This window comes from Bradyrhizobium manausense, from assembly GCF_018129685.1.
In the GTDB taxonomy this organism is placed as follows: Bacteria; Pseudomonadota; Alphaproteobacteria; order Rhizobiales; family Xanthobacteraceae; genus Bradyrhizobium; species Bradyrhizobium manausense_D.
On sequence record NZ_JAFCLG010000021.1, the window covers coordinates 62945 to 82712 of the forward strand.

General features: G+C 64.7%; 16 protein-coding genes. 11 read left to right on the top strand and 5 right to left on the bottom strand.

The genetic code is table 11. The features are described from left to right. Window positions 1-366: 366 nt before the first annotated feature. Window positions 367-1374, bottom strand: a complete 1008-nt coding sequence (locus JQ621_RS30200) for a polyprenyl synthetase family protein (RefSeq protein ID WP_183244344.1) — start codon at window positions 1372-1374, stop codon at window positions 367-369. Window positions 1375-1505: 131 nt separating this feature from the next. Here JQ621_RS30200 and JQ621_RS30205 point away from each other — a divergent pair, with 131 nt between their 5' ends. The 6 genes from JQ621_RS30205 (at window position 1506) to glyS (ending at window position 7208) form a co-directional block, all read left to right on the top strand. After that, window positions 1506-1733 carry a putative signal transducing protein gene (locus JQ621_RS30205; protein ID WP_212240429.1) on the top strand — a complete coding sequence of 76 codons (228 nt, stop codon included), beginning with the start codon at window positions 1506-1508 and terminating at the stop codon, window positions 1731-1733. Further along, the gene (locus JQ621_RS30210) at window positions 1726-2493 is read left to right on the top strand and encodes a tRNA1(Val) (adenine(37)-N6)-methyltransferase (protein ID WP_212240431.1); all 768 of its coding nucleotides are present in this window, start codon (window positions 1726-1728) and stop codon (window positions 2491-2493) included. The genes JQ621_RS30205 and JQ621_RS30210 overlap by 8 nt, the downstream gene beginning before the upstream one ends. A gap of 216 nt (window positions 2494-2709) precedes the next feature. Beyond that, window positions 2710-3618, top strand: coding sequence for a S49 family peptidase (locus JQ621_RS30215; RefSeq protein ID WP_212240432.1), 909 nt, complete (start codon window positions 2710-2712; stop codon window positions 3616-3618). A 116-nt stretch (window positions 3619-3734) separates the two neighbouring features. Then, window positions 3735-3926, top strand: a complete 192-nt coding sequence (locus JQ621_RS30220) for a hypothetical protein (protein ID WP_212240434.1) — start codon at window positions 3735-3737, stop codon at window positions 3924-3926. A 247-nt stretch (window positions 3927-4173) separates the two neighbouring features. Beyond that, window positions 4174-5109, top strand: a complete 936-nt coding sequence (locus JQ621_RS30225; protein ID WP_212240436.1) for a glycine--tRNA ligase subunit alpha — start codon at window positions 4174-4176, stop codon at window positions 5107-5109. Further along, window positions 5109-7208 (top strand): glycine--tRNA ligase subunit beta, encoded by a 2100-nt coding sequence (gene glyS, locus JQ621_RS30230; RefSeq protein WP_212240438.1) that lies wholly within the window; start codon window positions 5109-5111, stop codon window positions 7206-7208. The genes JQ621_RS30225 and glyS overlap by 1 nt, the downstream gene beginning before the upstream one ends. Window positions 7209-7564: 356 nt before the next feature. Here the strand turns inward: glyS and JQ621_RS30235 are convergent, their stop codons facing one another. Then, on the bottom strand, window positions 7565-7918 hold the full coding sequence (locus JQ621_RS30235) for a DUF1236 domain-containing protein (RefSeq protein ID WP_212240440.1): 354 nt from the start codon (window positions 7916-7918) through the stop codon (window positions 7565-7567). Window positions 7919-8138: 220 nt separating this feature from the next. On the opposite strand from JQ621_RS30235, the gene JQ621_RS30240 reads away from it, so the two are divergent. The 3 genes from JQ621_RS30240 (at window position 8139) to JQ621_RS30250 (ending at window position 13326) form a co-directional block, all read left to right on the top strand. Next, a complete protein-coding gene (locus tag JQ621_RS30240; protein ID WP_128953280.1) occupies window positions 8139-8294 on the top strand; it encodes a DUF3096 domain-containing protein in 156 nt (51 codons plus the stop codon). 96 nt (window positions 8295-8390) lie between these two features. Next, window positions 8391-11321 (top strand): pyruvate, phosphate dikinase, encoded by a 2931-nt coding sequence (ppdK, locus tag JQ621_RS30245; protein WP_212240442.1) that lies wholly within the window; start codon window positions 8391-8393, stop codon window positions 11319-11321. 547 nt (window positions 11322-11868) lie between these two features. Beyond that, the gene (locus tag JQ621_RS30250) at window positions 11869-13326 is read left to right on the top strand and encodes a cell wall hydrolase (RefSeq protein ID WP_212240444.1); all 1458 of its coding nucleotides are present in this window, start codon (window positions 11869-11871) and stop codon (window positions 13324-13326) included. A gap of 58 nt (window positions 13327-13384) precedes the next feature. On the opposite strand, the gene nadC is transcribed toward JQ621_RS30250, so the two are convergent. The 3 genes from nadC to nadA all read right to left on the bottom strand — a co-directional run bounded on the left by nadC (window position 13385) and on the right by nadA (window position 17143). Beyond that, a complete protein-coding gene (nadC, locus tag JQ621_RS30255) occupies window positions 13385-14263 on the bottom strand; it encodes a carboxylating nicotinate-nucleotide diphosphorylase (RefSeq protein WP_212240450.1) in 879 nt (292 codons plus the stop codon). A gap of 11 nt (window positions 14264-14274) precedes the next feature. Beyond that, window positions 14275-15885 (bottom strand): L-aspartate oxidase, encoded by a 1611-nt coding sequence (locus JQ621_RS30260; RefSeq protein ID WP_212240451.1) that lies wholly within the window; start codon window positions 15883-15885, stop codon window positions 14275-14277. Between the two features lie 142 nt (window positions 15886-16027). Further along, complete coding sequence (nadA, locus tag JQ621_RS30265) at window positions 16028-17143, bottom strand: quinolinate synthase NadA (protein ID WP_212240452.1); 1116 nt, start codon at window positions 17141-17143, stop codon at window positions 16028-16030. A 343-nt stretch (window positions 17144-17486) separates the two neighbouring features. Here nadA and JQ621_RS30270 point away from each other — a divergent pair, with 343 nt between their 5' ends. Both JQ621_RS30270 and acuI read left to right on the top strand, forming a co-directional pair. Further along, complete coding sequence (locus JQ621_RS30270; RefSeq protein ID WP_212240453.1) at window positions 17487-18731, top strand: MFS transporter; 1245 nt, start codon at window positions 17487-17489, stop codon at window positions 18729-18731. Between the two features lie 40 nt (window positions 18732-18771). Beyond that, window positions 18772-19758 carry an acrylyl-CoA reductase (NADPH) gene (acuI, locus tag JQ621_RS30275; protein ID WP_212240455.1) on the top strand — a complete coding sequence of 329 codons (987 nt, stop codon included), beginning with the start codon at window positions 18772-18774 and terminating at the stop codon, window positions 19756-19758. Window positions 19759-19768 lie beyond the last annotated feature (10 nt).

Genomic DNA, 19768 nt, shown 5'->3' on the forward strand with positions numbered 1-19768 from the left:
GCGGGTGGGGCGAACCACGAGACCTCGAATCTGTCGCTGGGGTCCGAATGCTGGTTTGTGGACGACGCCGTGAACACCTTGCTCCGTCATTGCGAGCGCAGCGAAGCAATCCAGACTGTTTCCGCGGAAGGATTCTGGATTGCTTCGCTGCGCTCGCAAAGACGGTGTTGATGCAGTGGTGACGCTATCCCACAGGCGTCGTCCCGGCGAAGGCCGGGACCCATAACCACAGCAAGTAGCTTGACGAAGACTAGTGGTGAAGATGTCTTCGCGCGATACGCGCATCCGCGGTCACCGATGGATCACGCGGTATGGCTCCCGGCCTTCGCCGGGACGACACTGATGTTGCCGCAGTACGCGATAAAACTAATGCGACCGTGCCAGGCAGAACGCCACCACCTGCTCCAGCGCGCTCTTCATCGGCGAGGGCGGGAACAGCGCCAGCGCGTCCACCGCCATGGCGCCGTAGTGCTGGGCGCGGCTCAGCGTGTCCTCGAGCGCGCGGTGCTTGTTCATCAGGCCGATGGCATGATCGAGATCGCTGTCGCCGATCTCGCCGCGCTCGAGCGCCTTGATCCAGAACGCGCGCTCGGTGTCGTTGCCGCGGCGGAAGGCGAGCACCACCGGCAGGGTGATCTTGCCCTCGCGGAAATCGTCGCCGGTGTTCTTGCCGAGCTTTGCGCTCTTGCCGCCATAGTCGAGCACGTCATCGACGAGCTGGAAGGCGATACCGAGATTCATGCCGACCGAGCGGCAGGCGGTCTGCTCGGCCTTAGGGCGGTTGGCGATGACAGGACCGACCTCGCAGGCCGCCGCAAACAGCTCGGCAGTCTTGCCGCGGATCACCGCGAGATATTCGTCCTCGGTGGTCGCGGTGTTCTTGGCGGCGGCGAGCTGCATCACCTCGCCTTCGGCGATGGTGGCGGCGGCGGCCGAGAGGATGTCGAGCGCGCGCAGCGAGCCGACCTCGACCATCATGCGGAAAGCCTGTCCCAGCAGGAAGTCGCCGACCAGCACGCTCGCCTCGTTGCCCCAGAGCATACGCGCGGAGAGCTTGCCGCGGCGCATCTCGCTCTCGTCGACGACGTCGTCGTGCAGGAGCGTGGCGGTGTGCATGAACTCGACGGACGCGGCGAGCTTGATGTGGCCGTCGCCGGTATAGCCGGCGAGATTGGCCATGGCGAGCGTCAGCATCGGCCGCAGCCGCTTGCCGCCGGAAGAGATCAGATGGTTGGCAACCTCGGGGATCATGGTCACGTCCGAGCCGGTCCGCGACAGGATCGTGGCGTTGACGCGCTCCATGTCAGGGGCGACAAGGGCAACCAGCTCTTCGATCGACGCGCCGGGGGTTTCGAAAGGTACGATGACGGCCACGCCGGTCTCCAATATTTGCCCCGGAGGGGCTATTCTGATGGAAAGACAATAGAAACTGGACGGGGATGCGGCAAGGCCTGTGGAACCATTGACATTTGCCGCTTTGACCCGTTTGAGGCAGGAGGCTCGTTTTGCGTGAACTGGTTCGGACCAACGATATCGTGCTGGTGTCGGCGATCGGCGCGTTGCTCGACGGCGCCAACATCCATCATCTGGTGCTGGACCAGAATATGAGCATCATTGAGGGCTCGCTCGGCGTCCTGCCGCGGCGGATCCTGGTCCATGACGACGATGCCATCGAGGCCCGCCAGCTCCTGACCGACGCCGGCCTCAGCCACGAACTGCGCGGCGATGATTGACGTCGTCACAGATCTCACCGAGGACGCCCTTCTCGGCGGCCAGCTGCTGCTGAAGCAGAAGCGATCCGGCCACCGGGCCGGGCACGATGCAATTCTGCTTGCGGCGGCGACCGAGGCCCGCGAAGGCGACCGTGTGGTCGATCTCGGCACTGGCGTCGGCACGGCTGGGTTGGCGCTGGCCCGGCGTGTGGCTGGCCTCAAGCTTTGCCTTGTCGAGATCAATCCGGAACTGGCCGAGCTCGCACGCGTCAATGCTGCCGCGAACGCAATTGACGCTGATGTGATCGTGCTCGACGTGACGGCGGACCCGCGGGTCTTTGCGGCCCATGGGCTCATGCCTGACAGCGCGGACCGCTTGTTGATGAACCCGCCCTTCAATGATCCCTCGCGACACCGCGGCTCGCCGGACCAGGCGCGTCAGGCCGCGCATGTTGCAACGGAAGAGACGCTGCATGCGTGGGTGCATGCAGCGCGGCGCATCCTCCGATCGAACGGTGTGTTGACCTTGATCTGGCGCGCGGATGGATTGGCGGAGGTTTTGGCAGCGCTGTCACGCGGTTTCGGCAGCCTGTCGGTGCTGCCCATTCATGGCGATGCAGAAAAACCTGCGATCCGTGTTCTGGTGCGTGCCGTTAAAGGTGGCCGAGCGCCGCTGCGCTTGTTGCCGGGCCTCATGCTCAATGACGGGTCACGTCTGCCTAAAAAAGAGGTGCGGAATATTCTGGAGGGGAGGGCGGTCCTGCCGCTGGCAGAGCCGTGACGGCTTACTGCGGAAGCGATTCCGACCGCTGTTCGGGCTGGGATGTAAAGCGAATCGCAGTGAAGAGCGCGCCGATCAGCATCAACAGCAGATAGATCTTCATGGCATTTTCTCCGCTGCCTCATTGCAGCTTCCCAGCGAGGATTCTGCAAAACACGTTCCAGGCACCAGCAATGACAGTCGCGTGATAAGAATTGGTTAATCAGGAGTAACGGCATGGCCGAACAATTGAACGATCGCGCGAGTTCCGGCTTGGCCGACAAGCTCATGCAATATCTGCCGGCGCGCTTCCGCCCGGGCACGACCGTGGTGCCGGTGGTGCGCCTATCGGGCGTCATCGGCGCGGTGACGCCGCTGCGCCCGGGCATGACGCTCGCGGGCGTCGCCCGCGTGCTGGAGCGGGCCTTTTCGGTCCGCAACGCCAAGGCGGTCGCGCTGGTGATCAATTCGCCCGGCGGCTCACCCGTCCAGTCGCGGCAGATCTACTTGCGCATCAAGCAGCTTGCGGCGGAGAAGAAGTTGCCGGTGCTGGTGTTCGTCGAGGACGTCGCGGCCTCCGGCGGCTACATGATTGCCTGCGCCGGCGACGAGATTTTTTGCGATCCGTCCTCGATCCTCGGCTCGATCGGCGTGGTCGGCGGTAGCTTCGGTTTCCAGGAGGCGATCAAGCGGCTCGGCATCGAGCGGCGGCTCTACACGGCGGGCGCGCACAAGGCGATGCTTGATCCGTTCCTCCCCGAAAACCCCGACGACGTCGCCAGGCTCAAGGCGCTTCAGCGCGAGATCCACCAGATCTTCATCGCCCTGGTGAAGGAGAGCCGCGGTACCAGGCTGAAGGGCGCCGACGACACCTTGTTCACCGGCGAGTACTGGGCTGGCGAGACCTCGGTCGAACTTGGGCTCGCCGACGGCATCGGCGATATCCGCTCAACTCTTCGTGCCCGCTATGGCGAGAAGGTTCTCACCCCCGTGATCGCGCAGCCGGCCGGGCTGCTGTCCGGCCTGCTGGGGCGGAAATCGCCCGGCGCGGGCCAGCTTTCGGCCATGGAATCAATGGTCGGGCTGCCGGACGAGCTCATCTCGGCAGTCGAGACGCGGGCGATTTGGGCGAAATTCGGGTTCTAGGCGGAGGCCCTCCCGCGCCATTTGGTCCAGGGGAACTTGAAGCCGGGCCGATTGCGGCGCGGCCCGGACTGCGCGAATATGCGCGTGGGGGCTGAGCATTGAACAAGGATCGACCGATGCCGCCGTTCGTTGCATTTGCGGGCGTGCTAGGTGGGCTTGCCGTGGTCCGCTGGGCCTACAAGACCGCCATCAGGATCAATGAGGAGCTGGAGGAGATGCGCCTCTCGCGCGTCGCCGAAGCCGCTCACGCCGGGGAAATTCGGACGTTGAAGCGGGACCCCGTCACCGGGGCTTATAGGCCGGGTTAGTTCTTCAATTTCACACAGCTGCCGTAGGGTGGGCAAAGCCGGCGGGGCGCGAAAGCGCACCGGAGGCGTGCCCACCGTTTTCGGTCGCGGTTGACGAAAGATGGTGGGCACGGCGCAAGGGCGCCTTTGCCCACCGTGCGGCATCGTGCCGGAATGGCCCGAATCCGTCCCTTTGCCTTGATTCCCTTCCCCGCCGTCGATACGGTCCCGCGCGATTCAAAACCCCCCGCGAGAGCCTGATCTGACGATGGACGCCTCATTGCCCGCCCATATGCGCCCGGAACGCTCGTTCCAGGGCTTCATCCTCGCGCTCCAGCGGTTCTGGGCCGAGCAGGGCTGCGTGATCCTGCAGCCCTACGACATGGAGATGGGCGCGGGGACCTTCCATCCGGCCACCACCTTGCGCGCGCTCGGGCCCAAACCCTGGAACGCGGCCTATGTGCAGCCCTCGCGCCGGCCCAAGGATGGCCGCTACGGCGAGAACCCGAACCGGATGCAGCACTATTACCAGTTCCAGGTGATCATGAAGCCGTCGCCGCCGAACCTTCAGGAGCTGTACCTGAAGTCGCTCGCCGCGATCGGCATCGATTCCGCCGTGCACGACATCCGCTTCGTCGAGGACGATTGGGAAAGCCCGACGCTGGGTGCCTGGGGCCTTGGCTGGGAGTGCTGGTGCGACGGCATGGAAGTCAGCCAGTTCACCTACTTCCAGCAGGTCGCCGGCTTCGAATGCGCGCCGGTCGCCGGCGAGCTCACCTACGGGCTCGAGCGCCTCGCGATGTATGTGCAGGGCGTCGACCGCGTCTACGACCTCAATTTCAACGGCCGCGAGGGTGATGCCAAGGTCACCTATGGCGACGTCTTCCTCCAGGCCGAGCGGGAATATTCGCGGCACAATTTCGAAATTGCCGACACCGCGATGCTGTTCGAGCAGTTCAAGATGGCTGAAGCGGCCTGCCGGAAATATCTCGAGTCCGGTTGGCGCGAGGGCAATCGCAAAGAGCACCTGATGGCGCTGCCGGCCTATGACCAGTGCATCAAGGCGAGCCATGTCTTCAACCTGCTCGATGCGCGCGGCGTGATCTCGGTGACCGAGCGGCAGAGCTACATTCTTCGCGTGCGCGAACTTGCAAAAGCCTGCGGCGAGGCCTGGATCCACACTGAAGCGGGCGGAGCGGCCTGATGCCCGATCTTTTGCTGGAGCTGTTCTCCGAAGAAATTCCCGCGCGCATGCAGGCCAAGGCGGCCGACGATCTGCGTCGTCTTGTCACCGAGAAGCTCGTCGCCGAAGGTCTCGTCTACGAAGGCGCGAAAGCCTTTGCGACGCCGCGCCGCCTCGCGCTCACCGTGCATGGCATCCCCGCGCGCCAGCCTGACCTGAAGACCGAGCGCCGCGGACCGAAAGTCGGCGCCCCCGATGCGGCCGTGCAGGGCTTTCTGAAGGCGACAGGCCTGAAGTCGCTCGATGAAGCCAAGATCCAGCGCGACCCCAAGGGTGATTTCTACATCGGTTTGATCGAGAAGGCCGGACGCGACGCGATCGACGTGCTCGCGGAAATCCTGCCCGTCATCATCCGCACCTTCCCCTGGCCGAAATCGATGCGCTGGGGCGCCCTTTCGGCCAAGCCCGGCTCGCTGAGCTGGGTGCGTCCGCTGCACGCGATCACCGCGACCTTCGGCCTCGAGACCGAAGAGCCCGATATCGTGAAGTTCCAGGTCGATGGCATCGAGAGCGGCCAGACCACCTACGGCCATCGCTTCATGGCGCCGTCAGCGATTTCTGTCCGCCGCTTCGAGGATTACGAGGCCAAGCTCCTGGACGCGAAGGTCGTGCTCGACCCCGAGCGGCGCAAGGATGCAATCCTCACCGACGCCAAGCAGCTGGCGTTTGCGCAAGGGTTTGAATTGGTCGAGGACCAGAACCTGCTCGACGAGGTCTCAGGCCTCGTCGAATGGCCGGTGGTGCTGATGGGCTCGTTCGAGCAAGAGTTCTTGAAGACTCCGGATGAGGTGATCCGCGCCACCATCCGCAACAACCAGAAATGCTTCGTGGTGCGCGACCCCAAGACGGGCAAGCTCGCGAGCAAGTTCATCCTGGTCGCCAACATCGAGGCCACCGATGGTGGCAAGACCATCATCGGCGGCAACGAGCGCGTGATCCGCGCGCGGCTGAGCGATGCGAAGTTTTTTTACGAGACTGACCTCAAGACCAGGCTCGAGGATCGGCTGCCGAAGTTCGACCAGATCGTGTTCCACGAGAAGCTCGGCACGCAGGCTGAGCGCATCAAGCGGATCGAGCGCCTCGCCGCGGAGATCGCGCCGCTGGTCGGCGCCGATGTCGCCAAGGCGACGCGTGCCGCGCATCTGGCCAAGGCGGACTTGCTGACCGAAGTCGTCGGCGAATTCCCCGAGGTGCAGGGGCTGATGGGTAAGTACTATGCGCTTGCCCAGGGCGAGGATGCTTCCGTCGCCGCGGCTTGCGAGGAGCACTACAAGCCGCAAGGTCCGACCGATCGCGTGCCGACCGATCCGGTCAGCGTCGCGGTGGCGCTTGCCGACAAACTCGACACGTTGATTGGCTTCTGGGCCATCGACGAGAAACCGACGGGAAGCAAGGACCCATATGCGCTGCGTCGCGCGGCGCTGGGCGTGATCCGGCTGATCGCGGACAATACGCTGCGGCTTTCGCTCATGACGGTGGCCGCGTCCGCGCTCGCCGGTTTGTCGGTGCAGCCTGCGGATGGGGACAAGATCCCGAGCGATCTCCTCGCATTCTTCGCCGATCGTCTCAAGGTCCAGCTCCGCGAGCAAGGCGCGCGTCATGATCTCGTCGATGCCGTGTTCGCGCTCGGCGGCCAGGACGATCTCCTGATGATCGTCCGCCGCGTCGAGGCGCTCGGAAAATTCCTCGAGAGCGACGACGGCAAGAACCTGCTCGCCGGCATCAAGCGCGCGAGCAACATCCTTGGCATCGAGGAGAAGAAGGACAAGCGCAGCTTCGACGGCGCGCCGGATGCGGCGCTCTACAGTCTCGATGAGGAAAAGGCGCTGGCAAAGGCGATCGGCGAGGTCAGCGCGGAGGCGAGTGCTGCCGTCGCCAAGGAGGACTTCGCCGCCGCGATGAGCGCGATGGCCAAGCTGCGTCCGCCGGTCGATGCGTTCTTTGAAAAAGTGCGCGTCAACGACGATGATGCGAAGGTGCGCGAGAACCGCTTGAAGCTCCTGAACGAGATCCGCAGTGCCACGCGTGCGGTGGCGGATTTCTCGAAGATCCAGGATTGAGGCGCGCGGTCGAGCAGCAAATATTGCTGTCATTCCGGGGCGCGCGAAGCGCGAGCCCGGAATCCATAACCACGATCGTGAGTATGGATTCCGGGCCCACGCCTTCGGCGTGTCCCGGAATGACGGCTGTGGATGGGGCACAAAAATGCCCCGCCCGGCGGGGGGAAGACCGGGCGGGGCCTGATGTCCGATGACATTGCTCGCGTCAGCCTGATTGATGTGACGCGCCGGACACCGAGTTGAACGGCTCTCGTCGTCGAGCGGCGCTTGAGCATGATCCGGAAAAGTGTGAAGCGGTTTTCCGAAAAGATCAGAGCTAAAGCGCGATGACGATTCAACCCTTTTCTCATCGCGCTTTAGTCCATCACCTCGACGATGCGTCGCGAGTGCGGCTCGACCAGCACGGTCTCGCCGTTCACGACGGTGTAGCGATAGGTGGTCGCGCCGAAACGTTGCGGCACGTCATAATAGGTAATGCCGGTTTCGGGTAAGGTGGTGCCGACCACGACCCGATCGGGAATGCTGAAGGCCGGCACACGTTGTTCGACGACATAGTCACGGAACGCCGGCCGCTGCTCGACTGTGATAGTCGGGCCTTCATCGACCACCACGGGCGCGCGTCCCACCGTGATCCCGGTTTGCGCCTGCGCCGCGATCGGCGCGCCCAGCGCGAAGCCAAGCGCAGCGAGAGCGAGAATCCTGTTCCGCATAGGCAACTCCTTCGAAATGATTTCAGCCGGCGCCATGGGCGCGACCGGTTGCCAATGCTGCGGCTCGCGCGATGTTCCGAAAAAGCCTCGCCGCATACGCGGCAATTTCGGGCAGTTTTCGCGAAGCCGGGAACTCGCGCGCCGCTGACGAGTCTCTACCCGCGGAACCACGTCCGCTATGATCCGCCCGCGATTCGCCTCACGTCACGAAAGATAATTCATGCACCTCACCGTCGCCCATATCTCGCCGCTGCTGTCACTGCTTGCGGGCGTGCTCATCCTGATCATGCCTCGCCTGCTCAACTTCATCGTGGCGATTTTTCTCATCCTCAATGGTGCGATCGGGCTCGGTTTGCTGAAGTGGCTCCATCTCTAGGCCTTCATTTTCCGGAACTCTTCGACTTGCGCGGGCCTGCTCAAAGTGGTGTAAGGCGCGCGATTTCCCTTTCCTCTCGCAGGTTGTGTGCAAGCTATGGCCAAAGCCGCCTCGAAGCCTAAGAAACTCCCAGCGAAATCAAAGCCTTCCGCCAAGGCGAAGGCCGCGCCGGCGGCCCGCAAGGCGCTTGCCAAAAGCGCCCCGAAGCCGGTTGCCAAGCCCGCAGCAAAGGCGGCGACCAAACAGGCCGCGCCGAAGGTCGCAGCCAAGGGCGCGGTGAAGGCGGCTCCGGCCAAGAGTGCACCTGCCAAGAGTGCACCTGCCAAGAGTGCACCTGCCAAGATCCCGGCCAACAAGTGGGTCTTCACGTTCGGCGACGGCAAAGCCGAGGGCCGCTCGGAAATGCGCGACCTGCTCGGCGGCAAGGGCGCCAACCTCGCGGAGATGGCCAATCTCGGCCTGCCGGTGCCTCCGGGCTTCACCATCCCGACCTCGGTCTGCACCTATTTCTACGCCCACGACAAAACCTACCCGAAGGAACTGCAGTCGCAGGTCGAGAAGGCGCTGGACCATGTCGGCAAGTTGACCGGCAAGATCTTCGGCGACACCAGGAACCCGCTGCTCGTCTCGGTCCGCTCCGGCGCGCGCGCCTCGATGCCGGGCATGATGGACACCGTGCTCAATCTCGGCCTCAACGACCAGACCGTGGAAGCGCTGGCGGAGCTCTCGGGCGACCGCCGTTTCGCCTATGATAGCTATCGCCGCTTCATCACCATGTATTCCGACGTGGTGCTAGGCTTCGAGCATCATCACTTCGAGGAGATCCTCGACACCTTCAAGGACAGCCAGGGCTATACGCTCGACACCGACCTCTCCGCCGAGGACTGGGTCGGTCTGGTCGGCAAGTACAAGGATGCGGTTGCGCGCGAGACCGGCAAGGATTTCCCGCAGGATCCGCACGACCAGCTCTGGGGCGCGGTCGGCGCGGTGTTTTCGTCATGGATGAACGCGCGCGCGGTGACCTACCGCAAGCTGCACGACATTCCGGAATCCTGGGGCACGGCCGTCAATGTGCAGGCCATGGTGTTCGGCAACATGGGCGAGACCTCGGCGACCGGCGTTGCCTTCACCCGCAACCCCTCGACCGGCGAGAGCAAACTCTACGGCGAGTTCCTGATCAACGCGCAGGGCGAGGACGTGGTGGCGGGCATCCGCACGCCGCAGGACATCACCGAAGAGGCGCGGAAAGAGTCGGGCTCCGACAAGGCGTCGATGGAAGCGGCGATGCCGGAGGCCTTCAAGGAGCTGACGCGGATCTACACGCAGCTCGAGAAGCACTACCGCGACATGCAGGACATGGAGTTCACGGTCGAGCAGGGCAAGCTGTGGATGCTGCAGACCCGCGGCGGCAAGCGCACCGCGAAGGCGGCGCTGCGCATCGCGGTCGAGCTCGCCAATGAGGGCCTGATCAGCAAGAAGGAAGCGGTGATGCGGATCGACCCCGCTTCGCTGGACCAGCTGCTGCATCCGACCATCGATCCCAATGCCAAGCGCGACGTGATCGCGACCGGCCTGCCGGCCTCGCCGGGAGCTGCCTCCGGAGAGATCGTGTTCTCGTCGGACGAAGCGGCCAAGCTGCAGGGCGACGGACGCAAGGTCATTCTGGTCCGCATCGAGACCAGCCCCGAAGACATCCACGGCATGCATGCCGCCGAAGGCATCTTGACCACCCGCGGCGGCATGACCTCGCACGCCGCTGTCGTCGCGCGCGGCATGGGCAAGCCCTGCGTCTCCGGCTGCGGCACCATCCGCGTCGATTACGGCCGCGGCACCATGAGCATCGGCTCGCGCAGCTTCAAGGCCGGCGATGTCATTACCATCGACGGCTCGCTCGGCCAGGTGCTGGCCGGCCGCATGCCTATGATCGAGCCGGAACTGTCGGGCGAGTTCGGCACGCTGATGAACTGGGCCGACCAGGTCCGCAAGATCGGCGTCCGCGTCAACGGCGATACGCCGGAGGACGCGCGCACCGCGATCAAGTTCGGCGCGGAAGGCATCGGCCTCTGCCGCACCGAGCACATGTTCTTCGAGGAGACCCGCATCCGCACGGTGCGCGAGATGATCCTCTCCGAGGACGAGCAGTCGCGCCGTGCAGCGCTTGCCAAGTTGCTGCCGATGCAGCGCGCCGATTTCGTCGAGCTGTTCGAGATCATGAAGGGCCTGCCCGTCACGATCCGGCTTCTGGATCCTCCCCTCCATGAATTCCTGCCGCACACCCACGCCGAGGTCGAGGAAGTGGCGCGTGCCATGAACACCGATCCGCGGCGTCTGGCCGACCGCGCGCGCGAGCTGTCGGAGTTCAATCCGATGCTCGGCTTCCGCGGCTGCCGCATCGCGATCGCCTACCCTGAGATCGCCGAGATGCAGGCACGCGCGATCTTCGAGGCGGCAGTCGAAGCCGAGAAGCGCACCGGCAAGGCCGTCGGCCTGGAAGTGATGGTGCCGCTGATCGCGACCAAGATGGAGCTCGATCTCGTCAAGGCGCGCATCGACGCCACCGCAAAGTCGGTGATGCGCGAGACCAACACCAAGATCGCCTATCAGGTCGGCACCATGATCGAGCTGCCGCGCGCATGTCTGCTCGCCGAGGAGATCGCCGAGAGCGCCGAGTTCTTCTCGTTCGGCACCAACGATTTGACGCAGACGACCTACGGCATCAGCCGCGACGACGCGGCGAGCTTCCTCGGTCCCTACGTGGCGAAGGGCATCCTCTCGATCGACCCCTTCATCTCGCTCGACCAGGAAGGCGTCGGTGAGCTCGTCAAGATCGGCGTCGCGCGCGGTCGCAAGACGCGTCCGAAGCTGAAGATGGGCATCTGCGGCGAGCACGGCGGCGATCCCGCCTCGGTCGCCTTCTGCCACAATGTCGGCCTCGACTATGTGTCGTGCTCGCCCTATCGCGTGCCGATCGCACGGCTTGCCGCGGCGCAGGCCGCACTCGGCAAGGCGGTTGCGAGCCAGGCGTAAGACGAAGGCACGATTTGAGAGAGGCGGGGCCAGCGCCCGCCTCTTTTCATTTGAGGCGACTACGCGGTTGTTGAGTTCGCGCAGCTGTTGCTCCGTCATCCTGAGGTGCGAGCGGCGCGGTGCACAGCGCCGCGCCGGGAGCCTCGAAGGATGAATCGGCCGAGATGCAGCCGGGCCGTCGCCCTTCGAGGGCCGCTGAAGAAGCGGCCACCTCAGGGTGACGGTAAATTACAGCTATCTGCTTCCACACATGCGCTGCGCTCTGATCGAACCGCGCGAGTCCCGTAATGATACGAACGCGCAAGAATGATCAGCAAGAGTTCCTTCACCATTCGCGTTGACCAGATGTTTACTGCTTCAGGTGGGCCCGCATTTACCAACGCGCGACATCGCCCCGTGAAAACACCTGACATCGCTTGAGTGTGCTTCGCGCGCAACGCGGATTAACGCCCCGGCAACCTAAATTAGATACTCACGAAAAAGATCGAATTGCACGGATGTACTGGGTTCGATCGGAAACTGGCGTAAGCGTAGCGTGAGCGTATCGATGTTTGTGTTGCGTAACCATCCGAAGGGTGCGCGGTTCGCATCCTTCGGACTCGGTCTCTGCATCTTCGCATTGATGCCGAGAGAGATCGGATATCAGGACATTGGCTCGCTGCTGGCGCGTCAACCCGGCGTTGCCGAGCGCTGGCAGAAGCAGGTGTTCTCTGCAGCCTCGTCCATTCAGCTCGCCACTTATAGCTTCTCGCGCCCGATCGGAACGTCGGTGCCGCAGAGCGCGATGGTTCGCCTCGCAAGCCTCGATGGCCGCGACGTCACCGGTTCGATTTCGCGTAACCCCCTGCTGCAGGCGCCGGCGCGCTACCAGGCCTCCGATTTCCCCAAGGTCGAGCGCGCGCTGAAGGGCGATCGGCTCGCGACCGTGACACAGACGCCAGCGCCTGAGACGACGGCGCCCGCCGCTGCGCCTGCGCAGGAAGACCCCGCGACCTCGAACACGTCCGTGTTCGGCGCCAAAACGGTTCAGCTGCCTGCCGCGCAGCCGCAGGCGATGTCGCCGGAATCCGCAGCAGCGCTCGATCCCGAGCTTCAGGAAGCGATGCGCGCACCGCCGTTGCAGCAATATGCCAATCCGAAGGCCGACGACGTCGCGCTGTCCTTTGCCGCGCAGCCGCTCAACGCGCTGAAGCAGGCGGCGGTCCTGGCCCCTCCGCGTGACTCCTTCAGCGTGAAGACCTCGAACCTGTTCTTCGGCAGCTCCTCGATCGGCGGCAATGTCGAGAGCATCGAGAGCTGGCAGCCCGGCGCCGAGCCATTGATCGTGACGCCCGATCCCGACATGAAGCTGGCCTCGTTGTCGCCGGCGAACGAGGACGTCGCGGCCGCGATCGAAAGCGGCGAAAGCGTCGCGCCCAAGGGCGAAGTCAACGCCGACAACCAGCGCGCCAAATCGCCGGCCGAACGTCTGGCGCTCGACGACAAGTCGCGCGCGAAGTCGGAAAAGTGCCTTGCCGAGGCGGTCTATTTCGAATCCCGCGGCGAAGCCGTGCGCGGCCAGATCGCGGTCGCGCAGGTGGTGATGAACCGCGTGTTCTCCGGTAAATATCCGGACACCGTCTGCGGGGTGGTCTATCAGAACAAGTACCGCCACCTCGCCTGCCAGTTCACCTTCGCCTGCGACAACAATCCCGACGTGATCCGCGAGCCCGAGATGTGGGAGCGCGCCAGGAAGATCTCGAAGGCGATGCTCGACGGCCAGATCTGGCTGCCCGAAGTCGGCAAGTCGACGCACTACCACGCCTATTGGGTGCGTCCGTCCTGGGTCGCCGAGATGAAGAAGATGTACAGATTCGGCGTGCACACCTTCTATCGTCCGCGCGCCTGGGGGGACGGGGACGAGGAGCCGAGCTGGGGCACGCCGGCGCAGACCGCCGCGCTCTCGGCCGAGCTCGCCCAGGAAGCCAAGAGCTCAGCCGAGATGGGAGAAGTCGTGCGGCGCTGAGATCGTTTGCGATCGCAGCTGCACTCCCTCGCCCCGCAAGCGGGGAGAGGCGAAGACATCACATCTCGATATCCAGCGCGCAGTCGAAATTCGGCGCCGAATGCGTCAGCGCGCCTGATGAGGCGTAATCGACACCGGTGGCTGCGATCGCCGGAATCGATTCGAGCGTCACGCCGCCCGAGGCTTCCAGCTTGAGGCGGCCTTCCGTCATCGTGACGGCCTCGCGCAGCGTTGCGATGTCCATATTGTCGAGCAGCACCGCATCGGCCAGACCAGTGGCGAGCACCTCGCGCAACTGCGCGAGCGTATCCACCTCGATCTCGATCTTGACGAGATGGCCGGCTTGGACACGCGCACGCTCCAGCACTGGACGGATGCCGCCGGCGACCGCGATGTGATTGTCCTTGATCAGGATCGCATCGTCGAGACCGAAGCGGTGGTTGAAGCCGCCGCCGCAGCGCACCGCATATTTCTCCAGCGCCCGCAGCCCCGGGGTGGTCTTTCGGGTGCAGCAGATGCGCATCCTGGTGCCTTCGGTCCGCGCGACGTAATCGGCCGTGAGGGTCGCGACGCCCGACAACCGCCCGACGAAATTCAGCGCGGTCCGTTCCGCCGTGAGAATGGCGCGGGCCGGGCCGGAGATCGTCAGCACCTGCTGCCCGCTGGTAACACGCGCGGCGTCGCGGACATGCGCGCGGACCTCGATGTCGGGCGACAGCTTTTGCAGCGTGGCCAGCGCCAGCGGCAGGCCGGCGATGACGCCGGACTGGCGCGCGACGAGGATGGCCTCGGCGTTGGTGGTTTCCGGGATCGTCGCGAGCGAGGTGATGTCGCCGGCGCGGCCGAGATCCTCGGCGAGCGCGCGATGTACGGCCTCGTCGATCGCCAGCGGAGAGAGGAAGGCGTCGGGATAGAGCAGGGAGGCAGGGGTGATCATGGGAGACTCCGTCAGGCGATCATGAATTGCGCGATGCGCGGCGTTGAATTCTCGGTGAGGCTATCGGCGATGTCGTGCACCTCGGCGAGTGTCGTCGTCGTTCGCCGCGCAAGCGCGGGCACCTCGGCGGGAAAGTCGGCGCGGCAATGGGCGCCGCGGCTCTCATGCCGGCTCCATGCCGAGGCCGCCACGAGCAGAGCCGCTGTTGCCATGTTGCGGACAACCATGCTTGTCGCGGTGTGCTCGAGCGCCGCAAGGCTGCGCACGGCCTCCGCAAGCCCGTCGCGCTCGCGGATCACGCCGACATTCGCGCTCATCATCGCCCGTAGCCGCTGCACGATGCTCGTATCCGGCACGCCGCTGCGCGATGTCACGAGCGCCTCGGGGAGACGGGCTGGCGAGGGGATCGCGTGGCCAGCGATGTCCTCGGCGATGCGCGCGGCATAAACCACCGCTTCGAGCAGCGAGTTCGACGCGAGGCGGTTGGCGCCATGCATGCCGGTGGACGACACCTCGCCGCCGGCCCAGAGACCGTCGATCGAGCTGCGCCCGCGTGTGTCCACGGCAATGCCGCCCATGTGATAGTGCACGGCCGGCGCAATCGGGATGGCGTGCGTCGCCGGATCGATGCCGGCGGCGATGCAGCTGGCGTGCACCGTCGGGAATTTTTCGGCGAAGTGCGCTCCCAGCGCCTCCCGCGCATCGAGGAAGGCTCCGCGTCCTGCCGCGATCTCGGCGAATACGCCGCGAGCCACGATGTCGCGCGGCGCAAGCTCGGCGAGCGGATGAAGCGCTGCCATGAAATGCTCGCCGTTCGCGTTGATCAGCGTCGCGCCTTCGCCGCGCAGCGCCTCGGTCGCAAGCGGTGCCGGATCACGGCCGACCATGATCGCGGTCGGGTGGAATTGCACGAATTCGGGGTCGGCGATCACGGCGCCCGCGCGCGCGGCAATCGCAAGGCCTGATCCGTTGGCCTCGGCCGGATTGGTGGTGACGGCATAGAGATGGCCTATGCCTCCGGTTGCAAGCACGACCGCGCGGGAGGCGATCATCACCGGCCTTGCGGCAAAGTTACCGGCCTCACGCAAGCGAAGGCCGGTGACGGCACCGTCCTCGGTCAGCAGTGCTTCGGCGACAAAGCCCTCGATCAGCCGGATTGATGGCGTGCGGCGCACGGCCGCGCTCAGCGCTGCGACAATCGCAGCGCCCGCGCCGTCGCCGCGGACGTGCACGATCCGCCGCGCCGAGTGCGCGGCTTCGCGGCCCACGGCGAGCCGGCCTTCGAGATCGCGGTCGAAAGGCACGCCATAGGCAAGCAGATCGTGGATCCGCGGGCCCGCCTCGCGTGCGATACCAAGTGCGACGGCCTCATCGACGATGCCGCCGCCGACCGCGATCGTATCCGCAGCATGCGCTTCGGGGCTGTCGCCTTCCGCGACCGCGGCTGCGATGCCGCCTTGCGCCCATGCGGAAGACGCGCCTAATCCGAGTGGCGCTGCCGAGATCAGCGTGACCGGCCGCGGCGCAAGCTTCAGTGCGCAGAACAATCCGGCGAGGCCGCCGCCGACGATGACGACATCGTCGGTGGAGCGGGTGAGGTTGTGGATGTTGTTTGTTGTCATGGCTTTTCTCCTTTCACTCTGCCGTCGTCCTGGCGAAAGCCAGGACCCATTGCCCCGTCCGGTGGTTATGGGTACCGGATCTGCGCGCGCTTGAGGCGCGCTTGTCCGGGACGACGGCTGTGTGTGTTGCTGCGTGTTGCCTTCAATTCTTCAGATTGATCATCCGCTCGACCGAGCGCCGGGCCCGCTCCGCAAGCGCCGGATCGATCGTGACTTCGTCGCCCAGCGTCAGCAGGCTCTCCAGGATGTTGGACAGCGTGATGCGCTTCATGTGCGGGCAGAGGTTGCAGGGCCGCAGCATCTCGACGTCGGGCAGCTCGGCGCGGACATTGTCGGCCATCGAGCATTCCGTGATCATCACGAGGCGCTTTGGCCGCCGCTCGCGCACCCACTTGATCATGTGCGCGGTCGAGCCGGTGAAATCGGCTTCCGCCAGCACGTCGGGCGGACATTCCGGATGTGCGATGATCTGCACGGAGGGATCGGCGTCGCGGAAGGCGCGCAGCTCGTCGCCGGTGAAGCGCTCGTGCACTTCGCACGCACCCTTCCAGGCGATGATCTTCACGTTGGTCTTCGTGGCGACATAGGTCGCGAGGTAGCGATCGGGCAGGAAGATCACGGTTGGCGCGTTCAGGCTCTCGACCACCTGCACGGCGTTCGACGAGGTACAGCAGATATCGACCTCGGCCTTCACCTCTGCCGACGTGTTGACATAGGCGACGATGGGCACCCCGGGAAATTTCTCGCGGAGCAGGCGCACATCCGCACCGGTGATGCTGGCGGCGAGCGAGCAGCCGGCGCGCGAATCCGGGATCAACACCGTCTTGTCCGGATTGAGCAGCTTCGACGTCTCTGCCATGAAATGCACACCGCACTGAACGATGACATCGGCTTTCACCTTGGTGGCCTCGACGGCGAGCTGCAGTGAATCGCCGCCGATGTCGGCAACGCCATGGAAGATCTCCGGCGCCTGGTAGTTGTGGGCGAGGATCACCGCGTTACGCGCGCGCTTGAGCTGGTTGATCGCGTGGATCGTCGGCGCCATCAGCGGCCATTCGATCGGCGGGATCACGTTTTTGACCCGCTCGTAGATCGGCGCCGTGGCGCGCTCGACTTCGCTGGTCCATTCAAGCGAGGGGCGCGGCAGCGTCGGCCCGGTTCGCGCCGGAGCGACCGGGGTGGCGGTAGATTGGCCCCCGGATTGGCCCTTGGGCCGATCGGCGAAATCGTCAGGGCCGTAAATTCCAGTGATCGGCATCGAAGCCTCCCCGCGTGATTGATATATGCTCAATATGAGTATATGTGGAGCCCAAGAAATCCGGCCTGATGGGGGCCGGGGGACTTCAGGGAGCCTAAATATGCTCAGTTTGAGTAAATCAAAGATAACACGGCCTCGATGGGGCCGCTAGGTCCTGTCGTACACATTCCCGTCAAGTCGCGTTTTCCACGCGCCACGGGAGGTCGCGATGAAACGCAATGCTCCCGCCAAAGCCCCTCGCGAAACGCAATCATTTTCGACTTGGGATTTTCATGCACCTGCATTAAACGCGTCAGAGCGCGGTAGCCTATTCCGGATCCGCTGAAAACAATGGGGAACACCCATGTCGACACAAACGGGCGAACTCACGCGTTCCTCGAGCTGGCGCACCCCTGCCGTCATCATCCTCTGCGGCTGCGCGATCGGCATGCTCGGCTTCGGCCCGCGCTCGGCGCTGGGCTTCTTCGTGCAGCCGATGAGCCACGAATTTGCCTGGGGCCGCGACGTGTTCGGTCTTGCCATCGCCTTTCAGAACCTTTTGTGGGGATTGGGCCAGCCGTTCGCCGGCGCAGTCGCCGATCGCTTCGGCCTGTACCGGGTGATGTGCGGCGGCGCGCTGCTCTATGCCGGCGGCCTGATCCTGATGCGCTACTCCTCGACGCCGCTGTCGCTCAACATCGGTGCGGGCGTGATGGTGGGCTTTGGCCTTGCCGGCTGCTCGTTCAACCTGGTGCTGTCGGCGTTCAGCAAGCTGCTGCCGGCCGAGAAGCGCGGCCTTGCACTCGGCGCCGGCACCGCGGCGGGGTCGTTCGGCCAGTTCCTGTTCGCGCCGATCGGTGTGGCCCTGATCGACAATTTCGGCTGGCAGCAGGCGCTCACCGTGTTCGGCTTCCTGATGCTGCTGATCATTCCGCTGTCGCTGGCGCTGTCCACGCCGCCGGTTGCGGCGACGGCAAACGCATCGCCTGCGGACGAGCAGACCATCACCAGGGCGCTTGCCGAGGCCTTCGGCCATCGCTCCTATGTGCTGCTGGTGCTCGGCTTCTTCACCTGCGGCTTCCAGCTTGCCTTCATCACCGTGCATCTGCCGGCGTTCCTGGTCGATCGCGGCATCTCGACGCAAACCGGCGGCTGGGTGATCGCGGCGATCGGCTTGTTCAACATCATGGGCTCGCTGAGCGTCGGCTATCTTCAGAATTCGCTGCCCAAGCGCTACATCCTCTCCGTCATCTATTTCACCCGCGCGCTGGCGACGCTCGCCTTCATCTCGTTCCCGATCACCCCGTTCTCGGCGATCGCGTTCGGCGCCGTCTCCGGCCTCACCTGGTTGTCGACGGTGCCGCCGACCTCGGCGCTGGTGGCGCTGATGTTCGGCACGCGCTGGCTTGCGACCCTCTATGGCTTTGCGTTTGTCAGCCATCAGGTCGGCGGCTTCCTCGGCGTCTGGCTCGGGGGCATCGCTTTTGAAAAGTTCGGGTCCTATACCCCGATCTGGTGGCTCTCGATCCTGTTCGGCGTGCTCTCGGCGCTGATCAATCTTCCGATTGTAGAGAAGCCGGTCGCGCGAGCGGTTGCACAGCCTGCCTGATCGGTTAAACATCGCCTGAAACAAGTCAGGGAGTTCGGCCGTGGCCACATTCAAGGCGATCAGGATCGACAAGGCGGACAAGGGCACCACCGCCGCGCTCACCCAGTTCGACGAAGCCGAACTGATGGACGGCGACGTCACCGTCCGCGTGGAATGGTCGACGCTGAACTACAAGGACGGCCTCGCGCTGACAGGCAAGGCACCGGTGGTGCGCCGTTTCCCCATGATCGCCGGCATCGATTTCGCAGGCACGGTCGAAGCGTCCTCCCATCCGCAATGGAAGACGGGCGACAAGGTCGTCTGCACCGGCTGGGGCATGGGCGAGACCCATCTCGGCGCCTACGCCGAGAAGGCGAGGGTGAAGGGCGACTGGCTGGTCGCTCTTCCGCAGGGCCTCTCGGCACGGGATGCCATGGCGATCGGCACCGCCGGCTTCACCGCCATGCTCTCCGTGCTGGCGCTGGAGAAGCACGGCCTCTCTCCCAAGAGTGGCCCCGTGGTGGTCACGGGCGCGGCCGGCGGCGTCGGTTCGGTCGCCACCGCCGTGCTGTCCAAGCTCGGCTATCACGTCATCGCTTCGACCGGCCGTGCCTCCGAGGCCGACTACCTGAAGAGCCTTGGTGCCGCCGAGGTGATCGACCGCAATGAATTGTCGGCCCCCGCCAAGCCACTGGCCAGGGAGCGCTGGGCAGGCGGGGTCGACAGCGTCGGCTCGAACACCCTGGCGAATCTGCTGTCGATGACCAAGTACGGCGGCGCCATTGCCGCCTGCGGACTCGCTGCCGGCATGGACCTGCCGTCTTCTGTCGCACCCTTCATTTTGCGCGGGGTGTGCCTTCTCGGCATCGATTCCGTGATGTGCCCGATCGAGCCGCGAAAAGCCGCCTGGCAGCGTCTCGCCTCCGACCTGGACCGGGCAAAACTATCTGAAATCACTACGGAAATTTCTCTCGAGGAAGTTCCGCAATGGGGCGCGAAAATCCTGGCCGGCCAGGTCCGCGGCCGTATCGTGGTAAAAATTGTCTAACGGCGTTCAG